Here is a 16,179-nt window from a genome sequence, read left to right as displayed (position 1 = left end):
TTATGGCGAATAAGGCCAACATCGAGCGCAAGTGGTACATCCTGGACGCCGCCGGGAAGCCCCTGGGCAAGACCGCCGTCCGGGCCGCCGATCTGCTGCGCGGCAAGAACAAGACCACCTTCACCCCCCACGCCGACTGCGGTGACAACGTCATCATCATCAACGCGGGGAAAGCCGTCCTCACCGGCAAGAAGGGCACCCAGAAGATCTACCGGACCCACTCCGGCTGGGTGGGCGGCCTGAAGGAGACCCCCTACCGCATCCTGATGCAGGAGAAGCCCGAGGTCGCCATGCGGGTGGCCGTCCGCGGCATGATGCCCAAGAACACCGTCGCGAAGGATTCCCTGAAGCGCCTGCACATCTACGCCGGCGCCGAGCACAAGCAGCAGGCCCAGAAGCCCATCGCCCTGGACGCCGAATAAGGAGGAGGAAGCGTATGTATCAGTCTAAGAAGCCCTATCTGTACGGTACCGGCCGCCGGAAGTCCTCCGTCGCCCGCGTCCACCTGTTCCCCGGCGGCACCGGGAGCATCACCATCAATGGCCGTGACATCGACGATTACTTCGGCCTGGAGACCTTGAAGATGGTCGTCCGTCAGCCCCTGGAGGCCACCGGCAACACCGGCAGGATGGACATCGTGGCCACCGTCTCCGGCGGCGGCGTCACCGGCCAGGCCGGCGCCCTGCGCCACGGCATCGCCCGCGCCCTGCTGCTGGCCAGCGAGGACAACCGCCCCATCCTGAAGAAGGCCGGGTTCCTGACCCGCGACCCTCGCATGAAGGAGCGCAAGAAGTACGGCCTCAAGGCCGCCCGCCGCGCGCCGCAGTTCTCCAAGCGCTGAGCGCCCTTCACCGCATACCTGCCCGAAAAGCGGGGACCTCTTACGGAGGTCCCCGCTTCCTTTGCGCCGGTCAAAAGGTGTCCAGCCCGTTCTCCCGGAGGAGCTGCTCGCAGATCTGCCGCTGCTTGGTGTCGTAGAACTCGATGTATTTCAAGGAGTAGATGTCGCTGGCGATATAGCGCTGGCGTCCGGGCTGGAAGATGATGATATAGTCGTTCCCCACGTCATGGAGGAGGCCCTCCCAGGTCGTGGTGCCCTGGGTGCCGATGAGGAAGGTCGCGGTGACGAAGGCCCCCTTGTTCCGCAAAAGCATGGACTTCAAAGATCCCAGGAACGCCTCGCTCATGCTGGCGGGGGCCTCGATGACCTCGATGGGCTGATGGGTCTCCAGATCCAGGGTCCCGCTGCTGCCGTGGAACTCGCTGCGCGGGGCGGCGGGGACGGCGCTTTGAGGAGGTCCCGCCGGGGCGGGATAGGACAGGGGCTGCTGCGCCGCCGGAGCGGCAGCGGCGGGGACGGCGGCCGGAGCGGCGGGCCCGGCGGGGGCCTGGGCGGCCGGGGCGGCGGCGGTGCTGTGCTGGGTGGTGGTAGTGGTCGTACTGGGGGCGGCCGCTGCGGCGGGGCCTCCGGCCGAGGCGGTGGAAGTCGTGGTGGTCGTGGTGGAAGTGCTGGCGGAGGCGTGCGCGCCGGGCTGGTAGGCGCCCGCCGGGGGGCTGATCTCTCTGGACCAGTCTGCCGCGGAGTAGGGATCATAATACTGTGTGTTGGGCATGATGACACCTCTCAAGTCTTATAATAAGCGTCGGTCGGGTTATAGAAGCAGTGGTCGCCGATGCGGGTCTGCCAATAGCCCACGTTGGTGGGGAAGGAGGGGCGGCATTCGGGACCGAAGGGGTTGTAGAACCACAGCGACTCTGCCACCACAGGCAGCCGGTTCCCTGCGATGGCCCAGTCGGCGATCTCGTAATGGATGGCCTCGGGCCGCATGTTGTATATGTTCTGCGGATTATAAGCGCCGCCCTCCGTCTCGCTGGCGCAGACGAACTGATAGGGCTGGAAGATGATGTTGCGGATGCTGCCCTGGCCCACCCGGGCGTACTCGCCGCCTTTGGCGTGGACCCGGTTCATCACCACCCCTGCCACCGCTTTCATGCCGTTGTCCCCCTCGCCGCCCGCCTCACACTGGATCAGGCGCGCCAGCAGTTCCCGGTCGGAATATGCCATGGTCGCATCCCCCCTTTGTCGCTGGTTCACCATATGCGAAAACGGCCCCGCCGGTGACAGCGGGGCCGCGGGGCCCTCAGAGCGTCAAAAGGGGGAGGCTTCCTCGACAGGAAGGAGGAGAGCTGCGAGAGGGACCCAGGAAGGGGCCCTTTCGTTTTTGATCGATAAGTTTTCAGGACGTTTTGAACGTCCTGAAAACGTGCGCAGCCTGGCGAAAAGACGCTTTCGACAGGGTGAGGGCCCCGCCTTCCGGCGGGGCCCTCAGTCATCGTTTTTGCTCTTGGATGGCCTGGCGGAACATCGCCTCCGCCTGCTCGATGGAGCGGTCCAGGGCGTACTGCCCGGCGTGCTCGCCATAGCGCCTGCCCATCTCCTCCCGCTCCGCGGGGTGCTCGAACCACCAGTCGATCTTCTCGGCCAGGGCGGCGCTGTCCCCGGCGGGGAAGAGGCTCCGCCCGTCCAGGGCGAACTGGGGCGTGGCGGACCGGGGCGAGTCGGCGATGACGGGCACCAGCCCGCAGGCGAATGCCTCCATACAGCTCATGGCCTCGATCTCGGCGTCGGAGGTGTGGACATACAGGTCCGCCATGTGGAGGATCTCCAGCAGGCGTCCGGGCTCGTAGAATTCCATGACGATGGGGTTGGGGAGCTTTTGGGCCAGGCGGCGGTACTTCTTCTCCAGGGGCCCCTTGCCCGCCAGGATGACCTGGATCTCGTCCTTATGACGGCACCGGGCGCAGGCGTCGATCAGCACGTCCTGCCGCTTCTCCCCGGCGTAGCGGCCCACCATCAGCACGTTGAACTTCCCCTGCATCCACGCCTCCTGCGGCGCGCGCCCGTAGGTGTACTGGGGGCTGATGCCGTTGGAGATGACATGGAGCCGGGCGGTGTAGCCGTGCTGGCGGAGCTGGTCCGCGATCATGTTGCTGGGGCAGTGGATGTGGCCGAAGCGGTTGAAGAAGGTGTCCCGGAACTTGGTGTAGACGAAATCGTTCACCCGCTTGCTGTTGCCCATGTGGAGGGTGAAGGTGATGTTCTCCGGCTGGCAGTGGAAGGCCGCCGTGTGGGGGATGCCCAGGCGCTCCACATGCCGCAGGCCCATGATGGCCAGGGGGGAGGGCATCATGAAGTGCACCACGTCCGCCCAGGCCGCCGCCTTCTCGAAGACGTGCTTGTTGGGGATGGCCAGGCGCATGCCCTGGCTGGTGATCAGGTGCTCCACGATGGGGAGGAACTTCATCTGCCGCACGGCGTATTTATAGTCCGTGGGCTTGCCCGTGGCGATGACCCGGACCTCGTTCCCGTGCTCTTTCAGGGCGGTGGCGAAGCGGCGGGCGCTGATGGTGGTGCCGTTGTTGGCGTCGTCGAACTGGTCGATGACCAATACGATCTTCATTCCCTTCGCCGTTCCCCTCAGCCCTGGGCCAGCGCCTGCTCCAGGCCCCGGGCCAGCTGATCCGGGCAGGAGGTGCCCTTGCCCTTGCAGTTGATGCCCTTCAGGCGGCGGATGGCCTCCTCGGCGGGCATACCCTTCACCAGGGCGGCGATGCCCTGGAGGTTGCCGTGGCACCCGGCGACGACGCGGAACTCCTGGATGACGTTCTGATCGTCCAGATCCACCTGCATTTCACGGGAACAGACGCCGTGAGGCTGGAACGTATAAGTCTTCATATCCGTTACTCCTTTTTCATCCCGCGGCGAAGCGGGCCGTATTGGGGGCTTATCCTACATAGCATAGCATAGGGACGGGAAAAAGGCAAGCCCCGCCTTTGGCCGGTCCGGCACAAAAACGGGGCTCGGGGAAATCAGCGGCCCAGGAACTCGCTTGGGTCCACGGCTTCCCCGTCCTGGGTGACGGAGAAGTGGAGGTGGGGGCTTTGGGCGGCCTCGGCGGCGGCGGTGGAGCCCACCGCGCCGATGATCTGCCCGGCGGTGACCAGGTCCCCCGGCAGCACCGTGGGCTTGGCCTGGAGGTTGGCGTAGACGGTGGTGTAGCCCCCCTCGTGGTCGATGGTCACCGTGGTGCCCATCATGGGGTCGTCCTCCACGGAGGCGACCGTCCCGGAGGTGGCGGCCAGGACCGTGGAGCCCGGCGCGGCGGAGATGTCCACGCCGTCATGGGTCCGCCAGTCCGCCAGCGTGGGACTGTAGACCAGCTGGTCCACGGAGAAGGCCATCAGCACCTCGCCCTTCAGGGGCTCCACCACCAGCCGGGGCTCCTGGGCGATGACCGGCGTGTCGTCCACCGGGACCTCCGGCATGGCGGGGACGATCTCCACCTCCACCGGGGCCGGGGCGGAGACTTCGGCGGAGGGCTCGTCCTCCGGGCCGCCCGTGTCCTCCGGCTCCGGGACGTAGACGTCCCGCGCCGGGGCGGAGACCGCCGCCGGGGGCGGGGCCTCCTCCTCCGGGGCGCTGTCCGTTCCGAAGAGCAGGAACCAGCCGCTCACCGCCGCCACGATCAGGCAGACTGCCAGCAGTACGTAGAACCCGGTACCGCTGAGGACGGATCTCAGTTTGTTTTCCATACGGAAATTCCTCCCTCATGACAAAAGTTCTGAGGGAAGTATGGACAGCGGGACGGTAAATTATACTATATTCCAGTCCGGAGAGGGCGGCTTTTATCCCCGCCGCTCCAGGGCGGCGGCATAGAGCTCGTTCTTGCTGAGGCCGGTGTGGTCCGCCACCTCCTTGGCGGCGTCCTTCAGCCGGGCGCCGGCCTCCACCAGGGCCAGCACCTGGGCGGCGCCCTCCTCCAGGGTGACGGCGGCCTCCGCGGGGGGCTCCGCCCCGGCCACTACCAGGACGTACTCGCCCCGGGGGGCGTTCTCCGCGTAGTAGGCCGCGGCCTCGCCCAGGGTGCAGCGGCGGATCTCCTCGTGGAGCTTGGTCAGCTCCCGGCAGAGGGCGATCCGGCGGTCCGGGCCGAAGACCGCGGCGAAGTCGGCCAGCGTGTTCCGGAGCTTGTGGGGGGCCTCGTGGAAGATCATGGTCCGCCGCTCGTCCCGGAGGCTCTCCAGGTGCTCCCGGCGGCTCTTCCTGCTGACGGACAGGAAGCCCTCGAAGGTGAAGCGCCCCGTGGGCAGGCCGCTGACCGCCAGGGCGCTGACGGCGGCGCAGCAGCCGGGGATGGACAGCACGCTCACGCCGCTCTCGGCGCAGAGCCGGACCAGGGGCTCGCCCGGGTCGGAGATGGCGGGGGTCCCGGCGTCCGTCACCAGGGCGCAGTCCTCCCCCGCCAGCAGACGGGCCAGGATGGACGGCCCGGCGGTGACGTGGTTGTGCTCGTGGTAGCTGACCAGGGGCTTCTTGATGCCGAAATGGTTCAGCAGCTTCAGGGACACGCGGGTGTCCTCCGCCGCGATGAAGTCCACGGCGGACAAGGTCTCCAGGGCCCTGGGGGAGAGGTCCCCCAGGTTGCCGATGGGGGTGGCGACGAGGTAAAGCGTTCCGCTCATGTTGACACCTCTCTGAAATAGATGCGGTCCAGCTCCGCCGCGGGGGAGCCGTCGGGAGCTTCCAGGAGCAAAAGCGGTTCCGCGGTCATCCCCGGCCTGCCGCCCCGGCGGGCCTCCAGCAAAAGCAGGGAGGGGGCCTTGTCCGGCCGGGCGGCGGCGAAGCGCAGGCGTTTCGGTTCCAGGCCGCTTTGCCGCAGGGCGCAGAGGAGGTCGGTCAGCCGCTCCGGCTTATGGACCAGGCAGAGGCTCCCGCCCCAGCGCAGGAGGCGGGCCGCGGCCCGGCAGACGTCCTCCGGCGTGCAGGTTTCCTCCGTCCGGGCGGTCCGGCGGGCGTCCCCCTTAGGCAGGAGGCCGCTGGAGGGAGGGAAGTAGGGCGGGTTGCAGACGGCCAGGTCGAAGCTCCCGGCGGGCAGGGAGGTCTGCCGCAGGTCCTCCAGCCGGAAGGACAGGCGGTCCGTCAGGCCGTTCTCCTCCGCCGCCAGGGAGGCCAGGCGGACCGCCTCGGGCTGGATGTCCAGGCCCGTCACCGTCAGCGCCCGCTGCCGCTGGAGGAGGAGCAGGGACACCAGCCCCGTGCCGCAGCCCAGGTCGCAGACCTTGAGCCCCGGCTTCAGCCTCGGCAGGGAGGAGAGGAGGAAGCTGTCCAGCCCCGGCGGGAACTGGCCGTCCCCATAGACGAAGCGGAGGCCGCCGGGGCACAGCGCCTCCCAGCGTCCCCCGCTCACCGGGGGCGCGGCGGGAAGCCCGCCAGCTTGGCGTTCAGCTTCGAGTAGATCCGCTCCCGGAACCAGGGCTCCGAGGAGGCGGCGACGGCCTCCTCCAGACCGAACCACCCCACGCGGCTGTTCTCGTCCGGCTTGCAGCGGACCGGGGCGGCGGGGTCGGCCTCCAGGAGGAAGGTGGCGTTCAGATGGAGGTGGGAGGAGACGTACCGCCACCGCTTCTCATGGCCGTCCACCGTCAAGATCTCCACGGAGTAGAGGTCCGGCGACACGGGGCGCACGTCCTCCAGCCCGCTCTCCTCCCGGACCTCCCGGAGGGCCGCCGCCAGCAGGTCCCGGTCCCCGTCGGCGTGGCCCCCCAGCCAGGCCCAGGACCCATAGAGGTTGTGATAGGCCAGCAGGACGCGCGTCCGGTCCGGGCTGACCACCCAGGCGGAGGCCGTCAGGTGGGCCGGGTCCTCCCGGCCGTAAAAGTCCCCGCCGCCCTCCAAGAGGCGGAGGAGCACGAGGCGGTCCCGCTCCTCCTGCTCGTTCCAGGGGCGGAAGGCGCGGAGCTGTTCTCTCAGGTCCATAAAAAGTCCTTCCTTTTTCCGGCCCCCCGTGATACCATGGGAGCACGGCTCAGGCGGTATCGTCACTCGGCTTTCCCGGCCGGCCCCGCAGGGGGGCGGGAAAGAGGAGGGGGGATCGAAGTATGATGGCCGCTCTGCGGCTGTCAGGCCATACAAAGTGTCCGCTTTTATGACATGACCCGCCAGATCCCCCGGCTGCCCCGTTAGGGGCGGGAAAATGGCCGGGATCGAAATGGGACAGCGGCCCTGCGGCTATTCTACCATAGTTTCGGCGGGAGGGGAAGTGGGAAAGATCGATCCTGCCGGACGGTAAGTTTTTTCCCGCTCCCGCCCGGGCCCCGCGGCGGGGGACGCGCGGCGGGCCTGCCGGAGCATAGGCGGCACGGGGAGCGGAGGCCCCGCCGGCGCCGGCGGGAGGGTAAATTTTTTGCCGGGACGCCGCTTTGACGGAGGAGGAGGCCGGAAGCCCCGTCTTTCGACGGTCGGGAAATGGTGGAAATCCTCAACAAAACGCAAAATATGCACAATATATGGGGTTTGCGCCGGAAAACCAGAAATATGTCGAAGAAAAATTCAACTTTTTTGTAATCCTATCTTGAAAAACATGGAATTTTATGGTATTTTATAAAAAACGAGCTGAGAGTGTCTAGGAGACCCGTCAGCCGACATGTAAGGAAAGGGACTGGAATCTATGGATAAGAAAAGGACCGTGCTCCTGGCAGATACCAGTGAGGAATTCCGCGCGATGCTGCAAGAGGCCATCGAACAGGCCGGTGAGTTCACTGTGGCGGGCTCCACCGGGGATGGGCAGGAGGCCCTGCGGCTGATCGAGGAGGAGCGCCCGGATCTCCTGCTGACGGACATCGCCCTGCCGGGGCTGGACGGACTGGGCGTGCTCAAGGCGCTGAAGGACCGGGAGGGCCATATGCCCAAGACGATCGTCATCTCCGCCTTCTGCGGGGATAAGGTCCTCTCCGACGCGGAGAAGCTGGGCGTCAGCTATTATCTGCCGAAGCCCTGTGAGCCCAATTCCCTGCTGGAGCGGATGCGGGGCATCTTCGAGGTCCCTTCCGCGCCGGAGATGCGGCTCTACGCCCTGAAGAACACGGTCACCGCCGTGATCCATGAGATCGGCGTCCCCGCCCATATCAAGGGATACCAGTACCTGCGGGAGGCCATCATCATCGCCGTCAACGATATGGAGGTCATCAATGCCGTCACGAAGGTGCTCTATCCGGCGGTGGCCAAGCGCTTCGGCACCACGCCCTCCCGGGTGGAGCGGGCCATCCGCCACGCCATCGAGGTGGCCTGGGACCGGGGCGACCTGGAGACCCTGCAGAAGTACTTCGGCTACACGGTCTCCAACACCAAGGGCAAGCCCACCAATTCGGAGTTCATCGCCATGATCGCCGACCGGCTGATGCTCAGCGGGGACAGCTGGGTCCTGCGGGAGCGGGGCTGAGGGAGCGGACCGTTCGGACCTCCCCAGCCGGGACGGCGCGGCGGAGGCCCCGCCTGGCCCCCGCGTATCCCCTTCCTTCCTGCTGATGGGACTCCTGCGTTTTTCGACGACCGGAAGAGGAGAGGCAGTCCGCCTCTCCTCGTCCTTTCATGCCCTATGCCCCGGCGGACAGCCGCTCCCGGATGACGGCCTTCTCCGCGTCCGTGAGAGACCGGTCCAGGGACAGCACCACCACCCGCCCCGGCCAGCAGAGGAGCCAGTCGTCCGCGGCGTCCCCATCCTGCCGGTAGTACTGCTGATAGGCGGCCTCCGCGCCCCAGGGGGTCGGGTCCTCTTCGCGGTAGATGCGCTGGAACTCGGGGATCTCCTTGCGGTCCTCTATGTTCAGGAAGTCCTCCACCAGCGCGTCGTAAAGCCACCGGCCCCGGGGCTCGCAGATGGTATAGCTGAGATGGAGGGAGCCGGGCCAGACGTCCTCGGACGCGTCCTCCGTGTCCTGGAGGGCGTACTCCCGATAGGACTGCTTGGGCACGAAGAAGGAACCCTCGGACCGCCATTCCCGGCTGGTATGCCGGTAGGTCTCCCCGGTCAGGTCGGTGAGGGTCAGGGGCACGTCCTCCCGGGGATGTACGTCGAATTCCAAGTGGTGATAGGTATAGGTCTCCCCGCTCCCACTGCCGGACCAGTCGAAGCGGATCGCTCCCCAGGCCAGCCCGCCGATCATGACGGAGACCAGGACCACGTCCGCCGCCAGGGTGCCGGCGATGTTCCACCACTTGGAGACGCCCCGCCGCCGCAGGAGGGCCGTGGTCCCCCGGATCAGGGCCACCACCAGGGCGAACAGGGCCAGGTAGAGGACGAGGAACAGGGCATGGCCCCTGCCGCCGCCTCCGGCCAGCTCCATCGCCAGATAGAGCGCGAGGAAGATCCCCACCAGGACCAGCCCGGCGGCGTTGAGGCGCTGATAGGCCCTGGTGCTGATGGGGGCGCAGGGGCCTCCCCCAGCGATGGAGCGGAGGGATCTGCGCCGCCAGCCGTAGTAATGGCAGAGGGTGCAGATCTCCAGCGCCGCCACCAGGACGAACAGCGGCCCGGAGAAGAGGCTGGCATTGCGCCGCAGGATTTGCAGGGGCTTGACGAACAGCGTGCCCAGGAAGGACGCCGACATGAAGAGGCCAACGGCCAGCAGGATGAAGTTGGCGGGCAGGAAATTCTTCCGCATGGAGCGGTGGAGGTTCTCCAGGCGGATGGCCTCGTCCGTCTCCAGGGGGACGGCGGCGGGGTCCTCCGTGGAGAAGATCTGCATCTGGGACCAGTCGCAGACCTTCGTCCACCCGGCGGCGGCGCAGAGCTCCTCCAGGGACTGCTGTCCCTCCGTGGGGCCCGGCTCGAACTGGGAGGCCCCGGCGCTGTAGGTGACGGCGTAGCGGACCCGGGCCGGTCCCGCCCGGCGGTACTTCCAGAGGGTGTTCCCGGTCTTCTCCAGCCGCCAGCCCTTGGCGGCCATGGCGGTGAGGTGCTCCTCCACGCCCCGGCGGTCGTAGATGCAGAGGGTGTTCCAGCGGTATCTCACGTCTTTCATACCGTTCTCTCCTTCCAGCCCTCCGGGGCGAGGCGCGTGCCGGCGGCGGACTTTTGTCCCGGCGTGAAGTCCAGGTTTTCGGCGTAGACCGTCGCTACCCGGCCCGGCCAGCAGAGCGTCCACTCATCGATGGGCGGCCTGCCGTCCCGGTAATGGCGGCGGTAAACGGCCTCCGCGCCCCAGGGGGCGGGGTCTTCGGCCCGAAATTCGAAGAACTCCGTGGGGGCCAGCAGATCGTTCGATATGGCCCGGTATACCCAGGCGCTGGGGACGTCCAGGATCGTGTAGGAGAGATAGAGGTCCATGCCGTCCTCCCCGGCGGCAGTCTCGGAGTAAGCGGTCTCCGAGGCGAAGGGCGTGCGGCCCTGGTCGGTGACCGTCCGCCGGACGTGGGAGTGGTCCTTTCCGGTCAGGTCCGCCGCGGTCAGGGGGATGGACTGGGGCTCCAGGTCCCAGGTCTCCCCCCTCCAGGTATAGGAGGGCGTCTGCGCCGCCCGGTCCAGGAGATCGAAAGGACGGAAGCTCTCGAAGCCCGCCGGGAGGATGAAGAGGAAACAGAGCAGGGATCCCACGGCAAGCCGAGTCCCCCGGGAGGCTCCCCGCCGCTGGAGGGACCGATCCAGCAGGATGAACACGAAGACGAAGGCCCCGGCCAGAAGGGCCGCCAGCGCCGCCCAGCCGGAGGGCACGGACAGGGGGAACAGCGTGTACAGCGAGCCGAGATACAAAACGGCGATCAGCATCGTGGACAGGCGGCTGAGGACGCGGTACTGCCGGGACACGGGAGCCGGGGCCCCGCCCTCCTCCACCGAGCGGCGGGAGCGCCGGAGCCAGAGGAAGTACCCGGCGATGGCGTACCCCTCCCCCAAAAGGGACAGCAGGCAGGCCACCGGCAGGAGCAGCCCAATGGGACTGAGGAAGTAGGAGTGGGGGAAGCGGAACACCTGTGACAGGGTGAGCGCCAGCAGGACCGCGTAACAGAAAAGCTGGTTCCGCCGGTCCCGCAGATAGGTGCTTTGCATAGACTGGTGGACCCGCTCCAGGAGGAGGGCCTCGTCGGTCTCCAGGGGCGTGGGGTCCTCCGCCTCGCTGGCGTAGATCTGCAGGGCGGCCCAGTCCGCCGCCTTCGTCCACCCGGCGGCGGCGCAGAGCTCCTCGAAGTACATCCGGTCCCGGAGGTCTCCGTCCTCCCCGGCGGCGGGGGGAGCGGTGACGGCGTAGTGGATCCGGGCGGGCGGCTCCCGGCGGTACTTCCAGAAGAAGCGCCCGATGGACTCCAGCCGCCTCCCCTGGGCGGCCATGGCGGACAGGTGCTCCTCCGTGGCCCGGAGGTCGAAGGGGCTGAAGGTCTCGGCCCGGTACCCGAAGTGTTTCATGACAGGTCCTCCTCTCCCAAACAGGCTTTGTAATCCTCCGTCAGGACCAGCAGTCGGCGGTACTCCGCCTCCAGGGTCTCCCGGCCCTTGTCCGTGATGAGGTAGCTCCGTTTCCGGCCCGCCACGGCGGTCTCCCGGATCATCCCCGCCTGCTGGAAGCTGTCCAGCAGGTTGTACAGCGTCCCGGGGCCCACGCTGACCCGGCCATGCGTCAGGGCGGACACCCGGGCCATGACGTCCGCGCCGCAGCACTCCTCCCGGAGGCAGAGGAGGATGTAGAACATGGGCTCCGTCAAGGTCTGGAATTTTTCGCGGGCCATGGGGGACACCTCCTAATATCGAATATCGTTATCACTGCCTCCAGTATAATATCGAACATCGATATTGTCAAGAGGCTGTCCTGCAAAAGGCAAAAGAAGCCGCCCCTCCGGGCGGCTGGAATTGACAAGATGTTGCAGGGCATGGTATGATCCATACAGAAGGACGCTGTTGCATATAAAGGCGGTCAGTCCATTCCCTTGCGAAAGGGGGTGGTCCATTTCCCGGAGATCATATCGAAGGGAGGTGACGCGGATGTGGAGAAGGCGGTCGTACCTGGTACTCCGGTTTCTGGTGTGTCTAGCCCTTTGGGCCTACATACTTACCATAAAAGCGTGTTGACCGTCCGGCCGGTACCCGAACGGTCAACGTCTTAAGTTGACGAACAAGGGCTGACCGTCTTGCGACAGCGTCCTTCTATCTGCATTATATCTCCCGTGTCCCGGGTTTGTCAAGCATGACGCCGGGGCATTTCCTTTTTCCGGGGGTCAGGCCAGCTCCGCCATGCCGGTATAGAGCTGGTAATACCGCCCCTTCTGCTCCAGCAGGTCGTCGTGGTCCCCCCGCTCGATGATCTCGCCCTGCTCCAGGACCATGATGGCCCGGGCATTGCGGACCGTGGAGAGCCGGTGGGCGATGACGAAGACCGTCCGGCCCGCCATGAGGCGGTCCATGCCCTCCTCGATGATCTTCTCCGTCCGGGTGTCGATGGAGCTGGTGGCCTCGTCCAGGATCAGCACCGGGGGATTGGCGCAGGCCGCCCGGGCGATGTTCAGCAGCTGCCGCTCCCCCTGGCTGAGGCTGCCGCCGTCTCCGGAGAGGACGGTCTGATAGCCCTGGGGCAGGTGCCGGATGAAGTTGTCCGCCCCCGCCAGCCGGGCGGCGGCTTCGACCTCCTCGTCCGTGGCCTCCAGGCGTCCGTACCGGATATTGTCCGCCACCGTGCCGGTGAACAGGTGGGTGTCCTGGAGCACCACGCCCAGGGAACGCCGCAGGGACTCCTTGGCGATGTCCCGCACGTCGATGCCGTCGTAGGTGATGGCCCCGCCCTGGATCTCATAGAAGCGGTTGATGAGGCTGGTGATGGTGGTCTTCCCCGCGCCGGTGGAGCCCACGAAGGCGATCTTCTGCCCGGGCTTGGCGAAGAGGGAGACGTCGTGGAGGATGGTCCGGCCCTCGTCATAGCCGAAGACCACGTGGTCGAAGCGCACGTCGCCCCGGAGGGGGACCAGCTCGCCGCCGGGCCTGAGCCAGGCCCAGGTGTTGGTGTCCTCGTGGACACGGGCCAGCTTCCCGGAGGCGTCCTCCTTGGCCCGGACCAGCCGGACTTTGCCCTCGTCGGTCTCGGGCTGCGTCTCCATGATCTCGAAGATGCGCTCCGCGCCGGCGATGGCGGAGAGGATGGTGTTCACCTGCTGGGAGATCTGGGTGATGGGCTGGCCCACCTGCCGGGAATACTGGAGGAAGGCCGCCAGCCCGCCCAGGTCGCCGCTGCGGATGGCCAGGATGCCGCCTATGCAGCAGGTGACGGCGTAGTTGAGGTAGTTCAGGTTCCCCATGGCGGGCATCATCATGCCGGAGAAGATCTGGGCCCGGGCGGCGGCGCTCCGATAGGCGCTGTTCCGCGCCTCGAAGCCCGCCTTGGCCTCTTTTTCGTGGTTGAAGACCTTGATGACCTTCTGCCCCTCGATCATCTCCTCGATGTAGCCGTTGACCTCGCCCAGGGCCTTTTGCTGCTGGGCGAAATAGCGGCGGCTGCGGGAGCCGATGTTCTTCACCACCAGCAGCATGACGGCCAGCGTGGCGAAGGTGATCAGGCTCAGCAGGGGGCTGAGGACCAGCATCATGGCGATGGTGCCGGTGAAGTTCAGCGTGCAGGAGATGAGGCTGGCGAAGCTGTTGTTCAGGGCCTCGGAGACGGTCTCGATGTCGTTGGTATAGCGGCTCATGAGCTCGCCGTGGGTGTGGGTGTCGAAGAAGCGCAGGGGCAGGTCCTGCATCCTGGCGAAGAGGTCCGCCCGGATCTTCGCCACGCTGGTCTGGGAGATGTGGACCATGATGCGGCTGTAGCCGAAGGAACAGGCCGCGCCGGCGACGTAGACCGCCGCCATGAGGCACAGCATCCGCGCAAGGCCCGGGAAGTCGCCGGGGAGGATATAGTCGTTGATGAGGGGGCGGATGAGATAGGACCCGCCCACGGTGCAGGCGGAGCTGACCACCAGCAGCGCCGCCACCAGGGCCAGCAGGGGCTTATAACGGCCAAGATACCCCATCAGCTTCCCCAGGGTGCCCCGGAGGTCTTTCGGCTTGCGGAAGCCGCCGTGGGGAGGCCCGCCGTGGGGAGGACCGCCCTGTTTGCGTTCAGCCATCGATGCTCACTCCTTCCTGCTGGGACCGGAAGACCTCCTGGTAGATATCGCAGGTCTCCATCAGCTCCTCATGGGTCCCCTGAGCTGCGATCCGGCCCCGGTCCATGACCACGATCAGGTCCGCGTCCCGGACGGAGGCCACCCGCTGGGCGATGATGAGCTTGGTCGCGTCCTTCAGCTCATGGGCGAAAGCGGAGCGGATCTTCGCGTCCGTGGCGGTGTCCACGGCGCTGGTGGAGTCGTCCAGGATCAGGACTTTCGGCCGCTTCAAGATCGCCCGCGCGATGCACAATCGCTGCTTCTGCCCGCCGGAGACGTTGACGCCGCCCTGGCCCAGGTCGGTGTCCAGGCCGTCGGGCATCCGCTCCAGGAACTCGTCGGCGCACGCGGCCCGGCACGCGGCCCAGAGCTGTTCCTCCGTGGCTTCGGGGTCGCCCCAGAGGAGGTTCTCCCGGATGGTGCCGGAGAACAGGGTGTTCTTTTGCAGCACCACGCTGACGGACTCCCGCAGATGCTCCATGGTGTAGGCGGACACGGGCCGCCCGCCCACGGAGACGGTGCCCTCCCCGGCCTCATAGAGCCGGGGGATGAGGGAGATCAGGGTGGTCTTCCCGCTGCCGGTGCCGCCCAGGATGCCGACGGTGGCGCCGGAGGGGATGTGGAGGCTGACGTCCTCCAAGATCCACGCCGAGCTCTGGGCGCTGTACTTGAAGGAGACGTGGTCGAAGTCGATGCTGCCGTCCGCCACGGCGGCGGGGAGGCCGTCCGCGTCCGTCTCCGCCCCGCAGTCGGTGATGGCGGGGGGCTCGCTCAGGACCTCCGCCACCCGCTTGGCGCAGGCCGCGGTGCGGGTCAGCATCATGAAGATCATGGAGACCATCATCAGGGACATCATGATCTGGGTGATATAGGTGAAGTAGGTGATGAGCTTGCCGGCCTCCAGGGTCCCGGCGTAGACCATCTGCCCGCCGAACCACATGACGGCGATGATGGTGCCGTAGACGATGAGCATCATCAGCGGCATGTTGATGACCACCGCGCCGAACGCCTTCTGGGAGGTGGTCTTCAGATCCTGGTTGCGCTGCTGGAACTTCTCCCGCTCCCGCTCCTCCCGGACGAAGGATTTCACCACGCGGATGCCCGCCAGATCCTCCTGGACCACCAGGTTCAGCGCGTCGGTCTTCTCCTGGAGGGAGCGGAACAGGGGGCCGGTCTTCACCAGCAGGATGGCCACCACCACCGCCAGCAGGGGCAGGGCCACCAGGAAGACGTTGCTCAGCCGGTAGCTGATGCGGATGGAGAAGAACAGGGCGGAGACCAGCATCACCGGGGCCCGGACCATGAGGCGCATGGACATCATCAGGGACATCTGGAGGTTATGGACGTCGTTGGTCAGCCGGGTCACCAGGGAGGCGGTGGAGAACCGCTCGATGTTGGAGAAGGCGAAGGACTGGATATGGTCGTACTCCGCCCGGCGGATGTTCGCGCCGAAGCCCATGCCGGCGACGGACGAGGTCACCGCCGCCCCCAGGCCGAAGCACAGGGACGCCAGGGCCAGGCCCACCATCAGCAGCCCCTTGCGCAGGATATAGGACTGGTCGCCGTTGGCGATGCCGACGTCCACGATGTCGCTCATGACCAGCGGGATCAGCAGCTCGAAGACGGCCTCCATGGCGCTGCACGCTACGCCCGTCAAGATCCAAGGGGCGTAGGGCCGGGCGTGGGGCCAGAGTTTTTTCGTCATGTCTCGCTGTCCTCCTTGAGATTTTGGATCACACGCTCCAGCAGGGACAGGAGGGCCTCCCGCTCCTGGGCCGTGAAGCCCCGGACCATGGCCTCCTCCGTGTCCAGGAAGCTCTTTTGGAAGAGGGCCTGCTGTTCCTCGCCCTTTTCCGTCAGGGTGATGAGGCGGCGGCGGGCGTCCCGCCCGCTGATGGAGCGCCGGACCAGGCCCTTCTCCTCCATCCGGTCCAGCACGCCGTTCATGGTGGAGGGCTTCACCCGCATGTGTCCGGTCAGCTCGTGCTGGAGCACCTGGCCTCCGCCGTGGTGGTGGAGGTAGAGGAGGACGTGGGTCTGGGCCGGGGTCACGTCGTATTGGGAGACCCTGGCGTCCATGCGGGCCTTGGCCAGCTGGGCCGCCCAGCCCAGGGTGGGGCCCAGGCTCGGCTCCCGGCGGAGCGGCCCGCTGTCTTCGCATTCACATCTCATCGGGGCACCTCCTCGTCCGGCGGGACGAAATCATTAGCGTGCTA

The 16,179-nt window shown here is 66.7% G+C and carries 17 protein-coding genes; 3 read left to right on the top strand and 14 right to left on the bottom strand.

The features are described 5' to 3' along the window. Positions 1–2: 2 nt before the first annotated feature. Both rplM and rpsI read left to right on the top strand, forming a co-directional pair. A complete protein-coding gene (gene rplM, locus QZ332_RS06805; protein ID WP_295764004.1) occupies positions 3–422 on the top strand; it encodes a 50S ribosomal protein L13 in 420 nt (139 codons plus the stop codon). Between the two features lie 14 nt (positions 423–436). Beyond that, positions 437–841, top strand: a complete 405-nt coding sequence (rpsI, locus tag QZ332_RS06800) for a 30S ribosomal protein S9 (protein ID WP_295764001.1) — start codon at positions 437–439, stop codon at positions 839–841. A 70-nt stretch (positions 842–911) separates the two neighbouring features. Here the strand turns inward: rpsI and QZ332_RS06795 are convergent, their stop codons facing one another. From QZ332_RS06795 to QZ332_RS06760, 8 genes are all read right to left on the bottom strand, one after another. Further along, the gene (locus QZ332_RS06795; RefSeq protein WP_295763999.1) at positions 912–1,613 is read right to left on the bottom strand and encodes a hypothetical protein; all 702 of its coding nucleotides are present in this window, start codon (positions 1,611–1,613) and stop codon (positions 912–914) included. Between the two features lie 11 nt (positions 1,614–1,624). Beyond that, the gene (locus tag QZ332_RS06790; protein WP_295763997.1) at positions 1,625–2,065 is read right to left on the bottom strand and encodes a cell wall hydrolase; all 441 of its coding nucleotides are present in this window, start codon (positions 2,063–2,065) and stop codon (positions 1,625–1,627) included. Between the two features lie 265 nt (positions 2,066–2,330). Next, positions 2,331–3,461, bottom strand: a complete 1,131-nt coding sequence (locus tag QZ332_RS06785) for a glycosyltransferase (RefSeq protein ID WP_295763994.1) — start codon at positions 3,459–3,461, stop codon at positions 2,331–2,333. A 17-nt stretch (positions 3,462–3,478) separates the two neighbouring features. Continuing rightward, a complete protein-coding gene (locus QZ332_RS06780) occupies positions 3,479–3,736 on the bottom strand; it encodes a TIGR03905 family TSCPD domain-containing protein (protein WP_295763991.1) in 258 nt (85 codons plus the stop codon). A 134-nt stretch (positions 3,737–3,870) separates the two neighbouring features. Continuing rightward, positions 3,871–4,593, bottom strand: coding sequence for a M23 family metallopeptidase (locus QZ332_RS06775; RefSeq protein WP_295763988.1), 723 nt, complete (start codon positions 4,591–4,593; stop codon positions 3,871–3,873). Positions 4,594–4,686: 93 nt separating this feature from the next. Then, positions 4,687–5,523: a 16S rRNA (cytidine(1402)-2'-O)-methyltransferase gene (gene rsmI, locus QZ332_RS06770; protein ID WP_295763985.1), complete on the bottom strand. Its 837-nt coding sequence runs from the start codon at positions 5,521–5,523 to the stop codon at positions 4,687–4,689. After that, complete coding sequence (locus QZ332_RS06765) at positions 5,520–6,248, bottom strand: tRNA1(Val) (adenine(37)-N6)-methyltransferase (protein WP_295763982.1); 729 nt, start codon at positions 6,246–6,248, stop codon at positions 5,520–5,522. Before QZ332_RS06765 ends, rsmI begins: the two co-directional genes overlap by 4 nt. Beyond that, positions 6,245–6,817, bottom strand: coding sequence for an NUDIX hydrolase (locus tag QZ332_RS06760; protein ID WP_295763979.1), 573 nt, complete (start codon positions 6,815–6,817; stop codon positions 6,245–6,247). The genes QZ332_RS06765 and QZ332_RS06760 overlap by 4 nt, the downstream gene beginning before the upstream one ends. Before the next feature lie 691 nt (positions 6,818–7,508). Here QZ332_RS06760 and spo0A point away from each other — a divergent pair. Then, on the top strand, positions 7,509–8,279 hold the full coding sequence (gene spo0A, locus QZ332_RS06755) for a sporulation transcription factor Spo0A (RefSeq protein ID WP_295763977.1): 771 nt from the start codon (positions 7,509–7,511) through the stop codon (positions 8,277–8,279). Between the two features lie 154 nt (positions 8,280–8,433). Here spo0A and QZ332_RS06750 read toward each other — a convergent pair whose 3' ends face one another. The 6 genes from QZ332_RS06750 to QZ332_RS06725 form a co-directional block, all read right to left on the bottom strand. After that, positions 8,434–9,861 carry a DUF2812 domain-containing protein gene (locus QZ332_RS06750; RefSeq protein WP_295763974.1) on the bottom strand — a complete coding sequence of 476 codons (1,428 nt, stop codon included), beginning with the start codon at positions 9,859–9,861 and terminating at the stop codon, positions 8,434–8,436. Next, positions 9,858–11,237 (bottom strand): DUF2812 domain-containing protein, encoded by a 1,380-nt coding sequence (locus tag QZ332_RS06745; protein WP_295763971.1) that lies wholly within the window; start codon positions 11,235–11,237, stop codon positions 9,858–9,860. The genes QZ332_RS06750 and QZ332_RS06745 overlap by 4 nt, the downstream gene beginning before the upstream one ends. After that, positions 11,234–11,557, bottom strand: coding sequence for a PadR family transcriptional regulator (locus QZ332_RS06740; RefSeq protein WP_295763968.1), 324 nt, complete (start codon positions 11,555–11,557; stop codon positions 11,234–11,236). Before QZ332_RS06740 ends, QZ332_RS06745 begins: the two co-directional genes overlap by 4 nt. 486 nt (positions 11,558–12,043) lie before the next feature. After that, a complete protein-coding gene (locus tag QZ332_RS06735; RefSeq protein ID WP_295763965.1) occupies positions 12,044–13,924 on the bottom strand; it encodes an ABC transporter ATP-binding protein in 1,881 nt (626 codons plus the stop codon). Further along, positions 13,917–15,668, bottom strand: coding sequence for an ABC transporter ATP-binding protein (locus QZ332_RS06730; RefSeq protein WP_295763962.1), 1,752 nt, complete (start codon positions 15,666–15,668; stop codon positions 13,917–13,919). The genes QZ332_RS06735 and QZ332_RS06730 overlap by 8 nt, the downstream gene beginning before the upstream one ends. Next, positions 15,665–16,135, bottom strand: coding sequence for a MarR family winged helix-turn-helix transcriptional regulator (locus QZ332_RS06725; protein WP_295763959.1), 471 nt, complete (start codon positions 16,133–16,135; stop codon positions 15,665–15,667). Before QZ332_RS06725 ends, QZ332_RS06730 begins: the two co-directional genes overlap by 4 nt. Between the last annotated feature and the right edge of the window lie 44 nt (positions 16,136–16,179).

The organism is uncultured Oscillibacter sp. (assembly GCF_910584465.1).
Lineage (GTDB): Bacteria > Bacillota > Clostridia > Oscillospirales > Oscillospiraceae > Oscillibacter.
This window is presented reverse-complemented; position numbering and strand designations above follow the sequence as displayed.